The organism is Flavisolibacter nicotianae (assembly GCF_003628535.1).
GTDB classification, from domain to species: domain Bacteria; phylum Bacteroidota; class Bacteroidia; order Chitinophagales; family Chitinophagaceae; genus Flavisolibacter; species Flavisolibacter nicotianae.
The window spans coordinates 17,274-31,901 of sequence record NZ_RBCI01000007.1; the positions used below are offsets into that span (position 1 = coordinate 17,274).

The 14,628-nt window shown below is 49.6% G+C and carries 14 protein-coding genes and 1 tRNA gene; 5 read left to right on the plus strand and 10 right to left on the minus strand.

Going from position 1 to position 14,628, the window contains the following annotated elements; translation table 11 throughout:
• Positions 1-62: 62 nt before the first annotated feature.
• The 3 genes from D6024_RS17480 to D6024_RS26805 form a co-directional block, all read right to left on the minus strand.
• On the minus strand, positions 63-1,094 hold the full coding sequence (locus D6024_RS17480; protein WP_162944848.1) for a tyrosine-type recombinase/integrase: 1,032 nt from the start codon (positions 1,092-1,094) through the stop codon (positions 63-65).
• A gap of 280 nt (positions 1,095-1,374) precedes the next feature.
• Positions 1,375-1,448, minus strand: a tRNA-Arg gene (locus D6024_RS17485).
• A 61-nt stretch (positions 1,449-1,509) separates the two neighbouring features.
• Entirely contained in the window at positions 1,510-2,010 is a 501-nt protein-coding gene (locus D6024_RS26805) for a hypothetical protein (protein WP_162944849.1), read from the minus strand.
• A 56-nt stretch (positions 2,011-2,066) separates the two neighbouring features.
• Here D6024_RS26805 and hutH point away from each other — a divergent pair, with 56 nt between their 5' ends.
• Together hutH and D6024_RS17500 are read left to right on the plus strand one after the other, a co-directional pair.
• Positions 2,067-3,629, plus strand: coding sequence for a histidine ammonia-lyase (hutH, locus tag D6024_RS17495; RefSeq protein ID WP_121356053.1), 1,563 nt, complete (start codon positions 2,067-2,069; stop codon positions 3,627-3,629).
• A gap of 66 nt (positions 3,630-3,695) precedes the next feature.
• Positions 3,696-4,322, plus strand: coding sequence for a DUF4142 domain-containing protein (locus tag D6024_RS17500; RefSeq protein WP_121356054.1), 627 nt, complete (start codon positions 3,696-3,698; stop codon positions 4,320-4,322).
• 175 nt (positions 4,323-4,497) lie between these two features.
• Here D6024_RS17500 and D6024_RS17505 read toward each other — a convergent pair whose 3' ends face one another.
• Positions 4,498-6,060 carry an acyl-CoA mutase large subunit family protein gene (locus D6024_RS17505; RefSeq protein WP_121356055.1) on the minus strand — a complete coding sequence of 521 codons (1,563 nt, stop codon included), beginning with the start codon at positions 6,058-6,060 and terminating at the stop codon, positions 4,498-4,500.
• Positions 6,061-6,145: 85 nt separating this feature from the next.
• Entirely contained in the window at positions 6,146-6,643 is a 498-nt protein-coding gene (locus D6024_RS17510) for a DUF7935 family protein (RefSeq protein ID WP_121356056.1), read from the minus strand.
• A gap of 92 nt (positions 6,644-6,735) precedes the next feature.
• Here D6024_RS17510 and D6024_RS17515 point away from each other — a divergent pair, with 92 nt between their 5' ends.
• Positions 6,736-7,080 (plus strand): HesB/IscA family protein, encoded by a 345-nt coding sequence (locus D6024_RS17515; RefSeq protein ID WP_121356057.1) that lies wholly within the window; start codon positions 6,736-6,738, stop codon positions 7,078-7,080.
• Between the two features lie 121 nt (positions 7,081-7,201).
• On the opposite strand, the gene D6024_RS17520 is transcribed toward D6024_RS17515, so the two are convergent.
• The 4 genes from D6024_RS17520 to D6024_RS17535 form a co-directional block, all read right to left on the minus strand.
• Positions 7,202-7,729: a DinB family protein gene (locus D6024_RS17520; protein WP_121356058.1), complete on the minus strand. Its 528-nt coding sequence runs from the start codon at positions 7,727-7,729 to the stop codon at positions 7,202-7,204.
• Between the two features lie 328 nt (positions 7,730-8,057).
• A complete protein-coding gene (locus tag D6024_RS17525) occupies positions 8,058-8,300 on the minus strand; it encodes a hypothetical protein (RefSeq protein WP_121356059.1) in 243 nt (80 codons plus the stop codon).
• 250 nt (positions 8,301-8,550) lie between these two features.
• A complete protein-coding gene (locus D6024_RS17530; protein WP_121356214.1) occupies positions 8,551-9,057 on the minus strand; it encodes a GNAT family N-acetyltransferase in 507 nt (168 codons plus the stop codon).
• Between the two features lie 41 nt (positions 9,058-9,098).
• Positions 9,099-9,854 carry a ThuA domain-containing protein gene (locus D6024_RS17535; RefSeq protein WP_121356060.1) on the minus strand — a complete coding sequence of 252 codons (756 nt, stop codon included), beginning with the start codon at positions 9,852-9,854 and terminating at the stop codon, positions 9,099-9,101.
• A 253-nt stretch (positions 9,855-10,107) separates the two neighbouring features.
• Here D6024_RS17535 and D6024_RS17540 point away from each other — a divergent pair, with 253 nt between their 5' ends.
• Entirely contained in the window at positions 10,108-12,537 is a 2,430-nt protein-coding gene (locus D6024_RS17540) for a zinc-dependent metalloprotease (protein ID WP_205573308.1), read from the plus strand.
• 64 nt (positions 12,538-12,601) lie between these two features.
• On the opposite strand, the gene D6024_RS17545 is transcribed toward D6024_RS17540, so the two are convergent.
• On the minus strand, positions 12,602-13,591 hold the full coding sequence (locus D6024_RS17545; protein ID WP_121356216.1) for an aldo/keto reductase: 990 nt from the start codon (positions 13,589-13,591) through the stop codon (positions 12,602-12,604).
• Positions 13,592-14,099: 508 nt separating this feature from the next.
• Here D6024_RS17545 and D6024_RS17550 point away from each other — a divergent pair.
• Positions 14,100-14,549, plus strand: coding sequence for a tetratricopeptide repeat protein (locus D6024_RS17550; RefSeq protein WP_121356061.1), 450 nt, complete (start codon positions 14,100-14,102; stop codon positions 14,547-14,549).
• The last annotated feature ends 79 nt before the right edge of the window (positions 14,550-14,628 follow it).

Below are 14,628 nucleotides of genomic sequence, written 5' to 3' on the forward strand. Positions count from 1 at the left end.
CGGGTCACTAACATAGTTGTGAACCGGTGCTGCTATAAAATAAAGTTGTTTTCTTCGCCTTGTTAATCGGCAAAGCTATTGTTCACCTCTTTCAACTTTTGGTGTACCCGTTCTCGCTCATTAACAGCATAGGTGAGTGTAGTTTTTGTTGACTTGTGGCTGTTGTGTGCAGATGCAGTCTTCAAATCCAGCAGGGCAGCTGTTTGGTCTGTGTTCAGGTGTTTTAATGAATAGAAATCACAATCAATCCCCAACTTTCCTTTAATGTGTTTGCGCCACCTTCGCGAGATCTGCTCGGCGCGAATGGAACTAGCACCGGGTTGCAGTCCTTTGCTAAATACATAATCACCTTTTGAGCAACCTTCCATGGCCGCTTGCCAAAAGGGAACGGCAATATCTTTAATGGTGCGTTCCACCCACTCGTAATTCTTACCTTTTAGCACCAAGTATCTGACTTTTTGCCGTTTTAGGTCCACATGTTCACCTTTGACCTTCAGGATTTCTGTCGTACGGCTGCCGGAATGAAAAAAGATATGAACAAAGCGCCAGAGCCGTTCATCATATGCTTTGGTGAACTGATCTACACGGGCACATTCTTCGAGTGAAAGAACCGGACGAATGTTCTTGATGGTCTTCTTCTTTTTGAGGTCGCGAACGGGATTGAACTCCACGGCTTGGTGCTGAAGGAGTTGACCAAAGAGAATAGAGAGATACTTGATATACACATTGTACGTATTGGCGGTCCACCGGTCTTTGATCTTTCCGCACTGCTCCAGTAGGAGCAGCATGTGCGAAGGTTTGATTTCAGAAATAGAGACATAATCCAAACCTATTTGAATGGATGCTTTTTCCACATAACCAAGAACACTTTTGATGTCAGTGTGAGTACGACCCTGAAAACCAGCTTTAGCAAAGGCAAGCCGGAGTGCTTCCAGAAATGGGGTTTGCGGGAAAATGGAATGGCTCTGCTCAAAAGGAGCGATGTGCTTTTCCAAAATGGGATTAAAGCCCAGCTTCTTCAGTTCATTAAGCTCGAGCTCCATGAGCGCTTTGGTGACGGCACGCCGCTCTTCAAGCGTCTTGGCTTCGTTCATGCCTTTGATGATGCGGAGCTTTCCTTTCGGGTACTTTTCTTTCAGCGTGGGGTCATAAAAACGGTAATAGATGTACCAATTCTTTTTCAGAGATGCCTTAGCCGTTTCCCAATTGGCGGGATTGACTTTGAGTTCGCTGCACTTGCAGCCGTTGGGTAGTTGTATCATACATGTAGCATTTAAAAGTGTTAACGTTAGTGTTAACTCTTGTGAAAAAATGCTACAGTAAAAGGAAAGTAGAGCAAATATAAACAATTGGTTTTCAATTGTCAATACTTTGTGATCCAGTCAGGATTCGAACCTGAGACCTACTGCTTAGAAGGCAGTTGCTCTATCCAGCTGAGCTACTGGACCTTAATAAAAAGGCCGTTCTCCGAAAAGAACGGCGCAAAGATAAGAGAATCAGGGATTCAATTTATTGTACGGGAGAAAATCTAAATCCGTTCAAAAATGCGTCGTGCGATGTAACCGTCGTATCTGTGATATTACGGACATAGAGCAGTGAAATGATCTTTCCATTTGTGGAGCCTTTAATCTTCCAGTCAATACCGTCTTTGTCCTGCCAGTAGTCCGTCAGGCAAAGCTGGCCGGCGCCCTGTTCGATTTCCATCGACTGGTTGCATTCGATCTGCAGGGGTTTCCGGCACCGGTTGATGAAATTCACCAAAATCTCTTCCGATTTTTCAAGGCTGTAAACTTTGTTCAGTTGCACACAGATCATTCCGTATTTGACAGTGCCAATCTTGTGTTCATTGAACAGTAGCCGGTCTCCGTCTTTTGTCCGGCGAACATGTAGTCTCTTTGCTGCGGGATGAAGAAGCGCAGAACATCCTGGACAAATAACATAACGCCGGAAACGAGAATTGGCGGCGCGAAGAACAAGGCTGGTGGCAAGAAGTGCGATAAGGTTTTCCATAGTGTCTAAATTGGTGCTTGTTGCTGTAAGATAAAAGATATTTTTATGCCTTTGATATGCAGAAAGAATTTTTCTACGGACAAGATATTCTCTCCGTTGAACTGGCCATAGCCTTAGCCAAAAAAACGATTGGCGGCCGGCTGAGTGAGGAGACAAAACAAAAGGTGCAGCAAAGCAGCCGTTATGTGCAACATATGGTCGATAACGGCAAGACGGTCTATGGCATTACCACCGGCTTTGGCATTCTGGCCAATACAAAGATCAGCGAAGAGGACGCGGCGACATTGCAATACAAGATCCTACAAAGTCACAGTGTTGGCGTTGGCAATCCCGTGCCCGAAGAAATTGCCCGCCTCATGCTGATCACCAAACTGCACTCACTGGCGCAGGGTTATTCCGGGATTCAACTGGCAACGCTGGAACGGATTCTCTGGCACCTCGAAGTCGACGCAATTCCTGTTGTACCCGAAAAAGGGAGCGTGGGTGCATCTGGCGACCTGGCACCGCTGGCACATTTGTTTCTGCCCCTAATTGGTCTTGGCGAGGTGTTTTACAAAGGGAAACGGCAAACAACAGCAAGCCTTTTTCAGCAAACCGGCACCAAACCGGTATCGCTTGGGCCTAAGGAAGGACTGGCGCTGATCAACGGAACCCAGTTTATCCTGGCCTTGGCCATCAAGGCCGTTGAGCGGATGCACTACTGTCTCGAAGCGGCCGATATTATTGGTGCCATGAGCCTCGAGGCTCTAACCGGTACAAAAGCACCTTTTGATGAACGACTCCATCGCCTTCGTCCATTCACTGGTGCACGACTGGTGGCGCAGCGGCTCTGCCATCTGCTGGAAAATTCCGAGATCATGCAAAGCCACATGGATTGCGGTCGTGTGCAGGATCCCTATTCCTTGCGTTGCATGCCGCAAGTGCACGGCGCTTCCCGCAATGCCTGGCTTCACCTGAAAGAGCTGACTACCATTGAGGCAGGTGCAGTAACGGATAACCCGATCGTTTTTGGCGAAGACGACACGATTAGTGGTGGGAATTTTCATGGCCAGCCCCTGGCACTTCCGCTCGATTATGCCTGCTTCGCCGCATCCGAAGTGGGCAATATTTCCGACCGTCGCTGCTATCTTTTGCTGGAGGGGAAGTGGGGCCTGCCGCTTCTGTTGATGAAGCGGGTAGGGCTCAACAGCGGCTTTATGATTCCCCAATACACGACGGCAGCTCTCGTTTCGGAAAACAAGACTCTTTGCTTTCCCAGCAGTGCCGACAGCATTCCGACCTCACTTGGACAAGAAGACCATGTCAGTATGGGAAGTATCAGCGGCCGGAAATTGCTGCAGGTACTTGACAATTTGGAATCAATTCTCGCAATCGAACTGCTCTGTGCCTGCCAGGCAATTGAATTCAGGCGGCCGTTAAAAAGCAGTGCCATCTTGGAAGAAGCCCATCATTTTGTTCGGCGCTATGTTGGCTTTGCGGAAGAGGACCGCGTCTTTGCCGATGACATTGGTCGGATAAAAAACCATCTACAGGATTATTCTTTTGTTCGCCACGTGCAGCAATTTGCTGTGAATAAGAACATTCCGCTCAACAAAGATTTCGACGCCTTTTCACTTTAAGTGTCAACCTTGCCAGCATAGACCGACTGGCATAAAATTTATTGTGAGTTAACCAAAATCGCTATTATGAAAAAGATTCCTCTTGCATTGGCAGGCTTGGCACTCACGGTAGGATTTACTGCTTGCAGTGGCGGTAACGATGCTGACAAAAGCACAACGACCACAACCACGACGTCAACAGACAACACCGCTACAAAGGCAGACAGCATGAATGCCAACGCTCCTGCGGCAACCACAACAGCAAGCCCTAAGCTACCTCTTAACAAGGACGACTCGACCTTTGTTATGAAAGCAGCGATGGGTGGGATGATGGAAGTAGAAGCAGGTAAAATTGCCCAGCAAAATGCACAAAGTGAAAGGGTGAAAGCATTTGGTACCATGATGGTAAACGATCATGGAAATGCCAATAACGAATTGAGCACCTTCGCCTCAAGCCGGGGCTTGACTCTTCCAACAGCACTTCCGGCCGATATGCAAAAGCACCTTGACGGCATGCGCAACATGAAGGGCAAAGCCTTCGACAATCACTACATTGGTATGATGTTGAGCGACCACAAAAAAGATGTAGGTGAATTTGAAAAAGAATCAACCAGCGCCAACGATGCCGAACTGAAATCGTGGGCGGCGAAAACCTTACCGGTATTGAAGACGCACCTTGATTCCGCACAGGCTCTCAATAAGGCAAAAATGTAAGCTGTACGTTTTTAAAACAAAAAGCGCCGAGGTAAAACCGGCGCTTTTTGTTTTCAATCTCTTTGGACGGTTCAAATAATCTGGAGCCGCATTCAACAATAGTGAATATTCCACTGCCAATTGCAAACTGTCAACTGTCTGCGCATTTTCACCCGACGGTTATTTCCAAAGCACATCACCGGTGTTCGCCAAACACGCTGCGCAAGGTATCGGCAATTTCTCCCAATGTGCAAAGCTGTTCCACCGCGTTGACCACAGAAGGCATGATATTCGTGCCGTCTGCCGCCGACTGGCGTACCGATTGGAGCGCAGCAATTACGGAGCTTTGATCCCGCTCGCTTTTTAACGTAGCCAGTTTGGCAACCTGGGTTTCGCGGATGCTGTCGTCGACTTTAAAAATTGGAATCGTCTGGCTTTCGTTGACCGAAAACCTGTTCATGCCGACAATGATTTTGTCGCCAGATTCGATTTGGCGCTGGTAGGCATAGGCGCTCCGCGCAATTTCTTCCTGCATGAAACCATTTTCAATCGCAGGGACACTGCCGCCCATGGCGTCCATTTTATGGATCAGCTCCCAGGCTTTGTTTTCCACTTCGGCTGTCAGCGCTTCCACGTAAAATGAACCGGCAAGCGGATCCGCTGTATCCGGTGCGCCGCTTTCAAAGGCAACGATTTGTTGCGTTCGCAGCGCCGTTCGTGCCGCTTCTTCGGTTGGCAGGCTCAGTGCTTCGTCGTAACCGTTGGTGTGCAGGGATTGCGTGCCACCCAGAACCGCGGCCAATGTTTGAACCGTTACCCGTGCAATGTTGTTGTGTGGCTGCTGTGCCGTTAATGTGCTGCCGCCGGTTTGCGTATGAAAACGCAGCATCATGGCTTTGGGATCGGTGGCGCCCAGTTCTTTCATAATGGCAGTCCACATACGGCGGGCGGCCCTGAACTTAGCCACTTCTTCAAACAGGTTGTTGTGTGCGTTGAAAAAAAAGGAGAGACGTTTGCCAAAAACATCAATATCCATTCCTTTTTCAAGAGCAGCTTTGACGTAAGCTTTGCCGTTGCTAAGGGTAAAGGCGATTTCCTGTACGGCCGTGCTCCCGGCTTCGCGGATATGGTAGCCCGAAATCGAAATGGTGTTCCACTTGGGAACTTCCTTGCTGCACCAGTCAAAAATATCGGTGATGATTCGCATGGATGGCTTGGGCGGGTAAATGTAAGTTCCCCGCGCAGCATATTCTTTCAGGATATCGTTTTGGATTGTACCGGTAATTTTTCCCAGGTCGGCCCCCTGCTTTTTTGCCAGCGCAACATAAAAAGCGAGCAGAATAAACGCCGTGGCATTGATGGTCATAGAGGTTGAAACATCTTCCAGTTTGATTCCGCTGAAAAGCGTTTCCATGTCGCGGAGAGAGTCGATCGCAACCCCAACCTTGCCCACTTCGCCTTCGGCAAGCGGGTGGTCGCTGTCGTAACCGATTTGCGTTGGCAGGTCAAATGCAACGCTCAATCCCATCACCCCCTGGGAAAGAAGGTAGTGATAGCGCTTGTTGCTTTCTTCAGCAGTGGAAAAGCCGGCGTACTGGCGCATGGTCCACAGTTTACCCCGGTACATATCGGGCTGTATCCCGCGGGTGAATGGTGTTTCTCCCGGGAGCTCGGATGGTGGTGGAAACTGCTCCGAGTCCGCATGGGTGTAAACCGGTTTGATTTCAATCCCCGAATCGGTGACTACTTCTTTGCGCATAAATCAGATTCAATTTGGTTGGCGACAATCAAAGAAAGGTTGGCGGAAAATATGACCAAAAGAAAAGGGTTTTCCGCCGAAACAATCACATGATTTTCTTGGCTTCTTCGTTCAGCAGGTTGAGCGTATACGTGTGCAGCGCTGCATTTTCCTGGTTCATGATCGCTTCCAACAGTCCTTTGTTCAAATCGTGTGCCCTCGCATCGGCCGGCAGGGTTTTCGAAATGGAGTTGATGATCAGAAGGGTTTGGTCACGCAGGTTGCGGACTGAATCCCAGGCTGTCTGGCTTACATAAATCTGCTGTGAGGCATTGTACTCAAATTCCTGCTTGATGTTTTCGATGAGCATGAATTGCATATCCCTGGCCGACATGTCGGGCTGGTTAACACGGCTGATCAGGTTGGGTAGCGAAATGCGTTCACAGAGGATCACGAGCCGCTCGAATGCCTGCAGACGGAGCGGGATGCTGTTGAAGTCGTGTACGGGTGCCGGTGCTTTTTCACGATAGGTACGCAAAAACGCAAGGATGCCAACGGCAAGAGCGACGGCGGCAAGAAGTAGACTAAGCGTTGATTCTTCCATTGTTTGTTCTTGAGGCGCAAAAATACTGTGAAAGCCTATGCGCCGAGTGCGTGGTTTCAACAATGACAACGGCTCCTTCGTACCTTTGGCGGATGAATACGACTCTCGAAGCACCTGTGCGGTTTACCACCGGTGCAGTGACTGAAATAAAGCGCCTGATGAATGAACCGGGTTTTGATCACACAAATGAATTGCGTATTGGCGTGAAAGGTGGCGGCTGCTCCGGGCTTTCTTATGTTCTTGGATTCGACAAAAAAGGAGAGAAGGACACGGCCTATGAAATCGATGGGATCCGTTTTATCATGGATAAATCCCACGAGCTTTACCTTGCAGGGATGGAGATCGATTGGGAAAACGGCCTGAACAACCGCGGCTTTACGTTCAACAATCCCAATGCTTCTTCTACTTGTGGATGCGGTTCTTCTTTTGGTGTATAACCCTAATGGCAGCTGGTTGTTAGGCAGATTGCATCGAAAACAATTGGTGTTATAAGATAAATGCTTCGGCAGCTGCACTGTCCTTCGCAGTCTTGCCGGTTCGGCGCCTGCTGATTTCGTTTTATAATGCTGGTTTTCCTTTTGCTTTGACTACATATACTGTCACCAGCAACTGGCCCGTGTGTCGCATAGTGTGCTCAGCCGCATGAAATAACAGGCCCAATACAGTTGAAGGAAACTGGGAGCGGCCGACGCCTCTAACAGAAGTCAGTGAGTCTTCATCAGTCGATTTCAGCTTTTCGATTGCCTTGTCAACCTGCTGGTGGAAAGCCGACATTAGTTTCTCCACAGTCAACCCTTCTGCAGGTACGCCTTCGGCTTTCAGCGCCGCCAGTTGTTCCAGCGTCAACGGCCTGCCGTCTGCATAGGTAAACAATCGGTCAATTACGCCGCATACATGTTGGAGGTGAAAACCGGGAGAGGCCAGGCCGGCCGGTTTTTCCCAAAGAAGGTGCTCGGGGAAGTCCTTTACCAGTTCCGAAATTTCATCGCGGGCCTGGAGCAGGGCATGGGCAACCGGCTGCAATAGCGGAGCGATGCCATCAACTGGGCCCCTTAGCCAGTATTCGGGAAGGGGAGATTTCGTCATGTCTTCAAAGTAAATTCAATTTGCGGTAATCTGAATGCAAAGACGTCTCTCCGCCGTTTTTCGAAACCAACCTGGATTTTTCGCCTGCACCACCAAAAGAAAGCAGGCAGTGGAAACTGCCTGCGAATCATTTTAACTCTAAAGATCGAAGACCAGTGAGACCAAAGGTCCGTTTCACATGAGAATACAGGCAAGTTCAGGGTTTCCGTTTTTCGTTTGCCGGCCGACCTGCCGGGGCATGACACAAACCGCCTGAAGCAGGACAAAGCCCGCCGGACCACATTTTTTGCAGTTATCATTTTTTGATTGGAGCCGTTGGGCAACCTGCCTATTTCTGTAACAGTACCTTCGCCTGTGTTCCGATAGGTATGTCGACCGTGACCGATTCGTAGGTCACAAAAGAAACGGCTTTGTTGGTTTGCCAGGTCAGCATCTTTTGTTTGATGTCGGGATAGCGGCTGATTTCTTGCACTTTTACAAGCGTGGCGTCTACCATTTCGGCCTGGATGTCACGGGAGGGAAAACAGGAGTAGCACACGATACACAGGGCAACTGGTAAAATGTTTTTCATTTGTTGGTGTTTTTGCAATTCTGAAATCTATTTTCAAAAGGTCGTTTCCAGTCAATTCGCTGTAAGTGCTGCCCTTTAACTGCTCAAAGGACGTTCCAAACTAAAGGCTTAGCCGGTTCAACGGACACGGAAAGAAGATTGCAGCTCCAACTGAATACCCTGCCGGGTGTGCAATGGATTGAATATGTTGGTGCAAAAACTTTTTAGCACACGAAGAAATCTCCAAACTTTTTTTGAGAAAACTTCCAATCTAAATTTTTTTCTCCATGACGAGAAATGAAAGTGGGATTTTGGGAATACCAAATGCGGGATCATTTGGAAATGGCTGCCGTTCGCCGGTATCGACAAACCCTTTGCGTGTGTAATAGTCAATCAGGATTTTTCGTTCAGTAATGACGGTCATCTGAATTGCAGCACAGTCAAGTGCACGAGCCCTGTCTTCTGCTGCCTGCAGCATAAGCGCACCCATTCCTTTCCCCTGCAAAGGAGGCCGCACGGTTAGCATGCCGAGGTAAAGCACCGTGCCTTTTTGCTCCAGGTAAACACAGGCTTCAATTTGATCGTCATCTTCACAAACAAGTATGACCGCGTTGTTTTTTTGGATCATGGCAGCGAGGGCTGGTTCGCTGGTGCGAATGCCTTCGAGAAGATCGGCTTCTGTCGTCCAGCCTGCACGAGAGCTGTCGCCGCGGTAAGCACTGTTCACAAGTTGGTTAAGAGCCGGCACATCGGCAGGAACGGCTGGTCTGATTTTCATGACGCGAAGGTAAGATGGCCGAGCCTGCAACGCAACGGGGTTTACTTCCTGCCTGTTGCTGCCCACCGGATGCCGGCCAGCAAATGATTTTGGAAATCGGGATCGCTGAAGTTTTGCGGCACGTGGCCAAGAGCCGTGTAAAATGCCCGTCCGCCATCGTAGTCGTGGTACCAGGCAACAGGATGCAACGCACCCATGCCTTCACCTTTCTTTTCCCCCCATTGCACTTTTGGATTGTAACTGGTTTCGTCAACTGCAAGTACATAGTGTAAGCCCGACGTTTTTTCAGGTCCGAATTCATACCATTCGTCCGTCCAAAGCCGCCCACCGGCAAATCCCTGCAAGCCGGGAAAGCTGTTGTCTTTCACGGTCAGCTTTGCCGTTTGCACCGCCGGGTGGATGTGGAACATACGGCCTACGAGCTTCGTATACCAGTCCCAATCGTATTCGGTATCCGATGCGCTGTGGATGCCAACATACCCCTTGCCCGACTGGATGAAGCGCTCCATGACTTTCTGCTGTGCCGTGTCGAAAATGTCGCCTGTCGTGTGCACAAAAATGACGACGCTGAATTGCGATAGGTACTTGTCGGTAAAGCCATTGGGATCTTCCAGCAGCACGACGTCAAAATTGTTTCGTTGTCCCAGTTGCTGGAGGGTCAGTACGGCGGTATGCAAGGCTTCGTGGTGCCAGCCACGGGTGGTGGTAACCATCAGGGCTTTAAACTGTTTTTGTGCATGTACGCCGGTGAAGTAGAATTGGCCAAGAAGAAACAGGAAGAGCAAACGGAATTTCATGACAGAAGCAATTTAACCGGAAGATAAGGAGGATACGTTGATGAAAGAAGCGGGAGCGAAGAACCAAAGTTGGATTGGATCGGATTTTAGCTGAAAAGTCAATACCTGTACCAATTACAAAAAGCCGGCTTTTGATGCAATGCAGGAATGGTACTCTTGCAATCATAGGTCCATTAATTGCCTTTGCGGAAATGCATTGTCTTGCGATGGGTATTTCGCAAAGGACTGTATCTTGAGTGCCGAATGCACTGTTATGAAAAAATGCCTTTTTCTCACTTTTTGCTTTCTGCCGATTCTTCTTTTGGCGCAGAAAGTCGTATCGATTGAAGACAAGACAAAGAACATGAAACCCTTTCCCGGGTTCTTCCCGTTTTACTGGGAAGAATCGACCGGCAAGATCTGGTTGCAAATCGGGAAATTCAACGAGGAGGTGCTTTACCAGCCTTCACTTCCATCCGGACTTGGTTCGAATGACGTTGGTCTCGACCGCGGTATTGTTGGGCAAACCCAGATCGTAAAATTCAACCGCGTTGGCAACAAAATACTCCTCACCGCACCCAATTACCAGTACAGGGCTTTACGTGATGAGGCGGCCGAACGCAAAGCCGTTGAAGAATCCTTTGCTTCGTCCACGCTCTGGGGCTTTACCATTGAGGCCGAAAACGGGAATGAGGTGTTGGTAGATGCCACGGCTTTTTTGTTGCGGGACGCCATGCAGGTTGTCAACACGCTTCGCAGAACCGGGCAGGGGTCTTATAACATAGATGTCAGCCGTTCGGCCATTTACCTGCCGCGGACCAGGAACTTTCCGCTCAATACGGAAATGGAATCTACGCTGACGTTTGTCAACACCGACGGCCGGCCGGGAGCATTCGTCTCCGCTGTTTCGCCAGCAGCCGATGCCGTCACCCTGCGCTTGCACCATTCGTTTGTTCAATTGCCCGATAATAAGTACAGGCCGCGGTTGTACGATGCCCGTTCACCGTTTATTGCCCGCAGCTTTTACGATTACAGCACTCCGGTGACTGAGCCTATCGAAAAAAAATACATTCTTCGCCACCGGCTCGAAAAAAAGGAGCCTGGTGCCGCCATCAGCGAAGCAGTTAAACCTATTGTTTACTATCTCGATAATGGCACGCCGGAGCCAATCCGGAGTGCGTTGCTCGAAGGCGCTTCCTGGTGGAACCAGGCGTTTGAGGCAGCAGGATACAAAAATGCCTTCCAGGTGAAAATCCTTCCCGATACAGCCGACCCAATGGACCTTCGCTACAACATGATCAACTGGGTCCATCGCTCTACCCGTGGCTGGTCGTACGGCGCTTCGGTGGTAGATCCGCGGACGGGAGAGATCATAAAAGGTAATGTGACCCTCGGCTCGCTGCGTGTACGACAGGATTACCTGATTGCCACGGGACTGCTGGCGCCCTTCGAAAACGGTGTTCCGGCCGACAACAAAATGCTCCAGATGGCGCTGCAACGGTTGAAGCAACTGGCCGCACATGAAGTAGGACATACCCTTGGCCTGATGCATAATTATATTTCCAGCTCGCAGGGCAGGGCAAGCGTAATGGACTACCCGCCACCGGTTGTCAAGCTCACAGCGAAAGGAGAAATCGATCTGAGCGATGCCTATACCAACAGCATCGGCGACTGGGACAAAGTGAGTATCCGTTATGGCTACACACAGTTTCAACAGGGGACAGACGAAGAAGCATCGCTGGATGGTATTTTGAAAGAAGCGGCTAACAAAGGACTCACCTTTATTTCCGACAGGGATGCCCGCGATCCTGCTGGCCTGCATCCTGCAGCCCATTTATGGGACGAAGGCCGCAGCGCAATTGAAGGTTTACACGACGTTGTACAGGTTCGGGCAAAAGCACTGTCGAAATTCGGCGAAGCCAATATCCGTGCCAGGCAGCCAATGGCTTTGCTGGAAGACGTGTTGGTTCCTGTTTACCTTTTTCACCGCTACCAGGTGGAAGCCGTCACCAAGCTTGTGGGTGGACAGCAGTACACGTACGCTGTTCGCGGCGACGGGCAACTGGTCACCAAACCCATTTCCAGGGAAGAACAGGTAAAAGCACTCAACGCTGCTCTGGATTGCATCGACCCGGTATTTCTTCATCTGCCACAAAATATTGTCAGGTTGTTGCCACCACGGCCAGCAGGATACGATTATAACCGGGAACTTTTCAACCGCCGTACAGGCCTGTCCTTCGATCCGCTGGCAGCGGCCGAAACAGCGGCCGACCTGCCGCTTTCCTTTCTTTTCAACACGGCGCGGCTCAACCGCCTTGCACAAAATGCGGCGGACGATCATTCGCTTGGCTTAAGTGAAATGATCAACACGGTGATTGACCGTACCTGGAAAGCAACGCCGGTTGAAGGCGCACTGGGACTGATTCAAGCGCAGAACTGCCAACTGGTTCTGACCTATTTGCTGGCAGCATCGGTTAGCGACGATGCCAGCTTTGCCACAAAAGCCGCCGCGTTGAAGGCGATCGACGATATTAAATCGATTGCGACAAAACAGGCAAGGACTGCTGGCAAAACCAAAGGCAATTATCTGCTGGCACTCGAACGAATCAAGGCGCCGGAGAAAGCAAAGCCGACGCAGCACGTTGTCATTCCACCGGGAGCACCGATCGGCGATATGCAGGCGGCCTGTGAGCCGGAATGGTAAAAATGTTTCTTAAAAAAAACAGGCTGCATGTATGCAGCCTGTTTTTTTTATGGGGTTACAGAATTTATCGCCCCACCGAATGCATCATGTTTTCCGGGTAGCGCAGTCCGGCCGCAACACCTTTTGGTGCGATGGCTTCAATTTCCTGCAGGTCTTCTTTTGTCAGGCGTACATCAAGTGCCCCGATATTTTCTTCAAGGTAAGTGACGTGCTTGGTGCCGGGAATGGGAAAAATATCATCGCCCTGTGCCAACACCCAGGCCAGTGCCAGTTGTGCGGCCGAGCAGTTTTTTTGTGCGGCCAGCGATTTGATTTTTTCAACAAGTTGAAGATTTTTTGCAAAGTTCTCTCCCTGGAACCGCGGAGAATGCCGGCGGTAATCATCCGGTGCAAAATCGTCGAACGACTTGTACTGTCCTGTTAGAAAGCCCCGGCCAAGAGGGCTGTAGGCGACAAAGGAAATGCCCAGTTCGCGACAGGCCTGCAAGGTCCCGTCTTCGGGATCGCGGGTCCAGAGCGAGTATTCCGATTGCAGCGCACTGACCGGGTGCACTGCATGGGCTCTGCGCAGCGTATCGGCATTTACCTCGCTCAGGCCGATAGCCCTGATCTTTCCTTCTTTCACCAAATCGGCCATTGCACCGACGGTTTCTTCGATCGGCGTGTCGGGATCTTTGCGGTGCAAATAATAAAGGTCTATCGTTTCAACACCCAACCGTTTCAGGCTTCCTTCACAGGCAGAGCGAACGTACTCCGGGCTGCCGTTAAAGCCGCGTTTCGTTGAATCGTTCGGATCACGGACAATGCCGAATTTAGTGGCCAGGGTAACTTCTCTTCGGAAATCGCTGATAGCTTTCCCTACCAAAACTTCGTTGGTGTAGGGACCATACATATCGGCCGTATCGAAAAAGCGGATGCCGAGTTCGTAGGCTCGGCGGATGACATGGATTGATTCTTCGTCGTTTCGCTGGCCGTAAAAATCGCTCATACCCATACATCCAAGGCCAAGGCGGGTTGTTTGCAGGCCAGTGCTGCCAAGAGGTTTCATTTGCATGTTCACGGGTTTTGTTTTGCAAAGAAACAACCGGATTGTTTTTTGGAAATCCCAACAGGCCACTTTGATGAAATAATTTTCAGCGTTTTGAAAGGTTTGTTTCTTCCGTTTTTACTTAGTCTGATTGAACGTAGATGTTGCGTTGTGTTTTATATAAGCAGAAACGATCTCATTTTCTAGCTTTCCAATATCCGTCATCCTGTCGATCCTCGAAAAATAGTGACGGATGACATCAACGCGAGACTTGCGAAGCCGGACAGCAGGAAAACGAAAACAGGTTTAAACTGGAAAACGCAACGCCATTTCTCTCAAACAGTGATTGAGCAGCGACGGCAAAACGTCCGTAGCAAATGATTCGTTTGTGTAATTGAATAGATCGGCAAAACAACGAAGCAGTCGTTTACGCTTTACCTGCATCAAGAAAATGGAAGGAGGGCTGTTTCCTGCAACAGCCATTGAGATGTTTTCTTAATTTTCCATTACTGCTTTGAAAAACGGCAGGCATCTTATGCAACGAGTACGTTCGGCACTTATGGCTTTTTTGTTTTTGGCTGTGGCGCAAAAAGTGCTGGCGCAAGACGAACTGGACAAATACGTGACCCGTTTGCGCATTTCACAGGCGGTGGGTGGTGTAGAAACAGCTTCCATGTCAGCCGGAAGCTTTTTCCTTTATGGACAGGGACAGTTTGACAACAAAAATTACCCGGCAGCCGCCCATTTTTTCAAAGATGTCTTGCACAAAGATCCTGCGAATGCCTATGCCAACTACCAGTTAGCCATTTGCCTGATACGGCAAAACACACCTGTAAACAGTAAGAATGTTCAGGACTACCTCGCAAAAGCCTTTGCTGCTTATCCTTCGCTCAAAGAACGCTTTGCCAGGGAAACCAGTTCCACCGGATTGACATTAAATTCTTCCGGGATGCACGGCGATGAAAAATCGACTCTTCCCAAATAAAAATCCGAGAACCATTGAACGGGTGCGCTTTAAATAGAGCAGTTGCGCAAGGGTGTATCGTTCCCGGCAACAAAAAGTA

What these genes read in the sequence shown, in the direction of transcription:
- D6024_RS17480 (WP_162944848.1), bottom strand. Translation starts at nt 1,094, where the DNA reads ATGAACGAAGCCAAGACGCTTGAAGAGCGGCGTGCCGTCACCAAAGCG.
- D6024_RS26805 (WP_162944849.1), bottom strand. Translation starts at nt 2,010, where the DNA reads ATGGAAAACCTTATCGCACTTCTTGCCACCAGCCTTGTTCTTCGCGCC.
- hutH (WP_121356053.1), top strand. Translation starts at nt 2,067, where the DNA reads ATGCAGAAAGAATTTTTCTACGGACAAGATATTCTCTCCGTTGAACTG.
- D6024_RS17500 (WP_121356054.1), top strand. Translation starts at nt 3,696, where the DNA reads ATGAAAAAGATTCCTCTTGCATTGGCAGGCTTGGCACTCACGGTAGGA.
- D6024_RS17505 (WP_121356055.1), bottom strand. Translation starts at nt 6,060, where the DNA reads ATGCGCAAAGAAGTAGTCACCGATTCGGGGATTGAAATCAAACCGGTT.
- D6024_RS17510 (WP_121356056.1), bottom strand. Translation starts at nt 6,643, where the DNA reads ATGGAAGAATCAACGCTTAGTCTACTTCTTGCCGCCGTCGCTCTTGCC.
- D6024_RS17515 (WP_121356057.1), top strand. Translation starts at nt 6,736, where the DNA reads ATGAATACGACTCTCGAAGCACCTGTGCGGTTTACCACCGGTGCAGTG.
- D6024_RS17520 (WP_121356058.1), bottom strand. Translation starts at nt 7,729, where the DNA reads ATGACGAAATCTCCCCTTCCCGAATACTGGCTAAGGGGCCCAGTTGAT.
- D6024_RS17525 (WP_121356059.1), bottom strand. Translation starts at nt 8,300, where the DNA reads ATGAAAAACATTTTACCAGTTGCCCTGTGTATCGTGTGCTACTCCTGT.
- D6024_RS17530 (WP_121356214.1), bottom strand. Translation starts at nt 9,057, where the DNA reads ATGAAAATCAGACCAGCCGTTCCTGCCGATGTGCCGGCTCTTAACCAA.
- D6024_RS17535 (WP_121356060.1), bottom strand. Translation starts at nt 9,854, where the DNA reads ATGAAATTCCGTTTGCTCTTCCTGTTTCTTCTTGGCCAATTCTACTTC.
- D6024_RS17540 (WP_205573308.1), top strand. Translation starts at nt 10,108, where the DNA reads ATGAAAAAATGCCTTTTTCTCACTTTTTGCTTTCTGCCGATTCTTCTT.
- D6024_RS17545 (WP_121356216.1), bottom strand. Translation starts at nt 13,591, where the DNA reads ATGCAAATGAAACCTCTTGGCAGCACTGGCCTGCAAACAACCCGCCTT.
- D6024_RS17550 (WP_121356061.1), top strand. Translation starts at nt 14,100, where the DNA reads ATGCAACGAGTACGTTCGGCACTTATGGCTTTTTTGTTTTTGGCTGTG.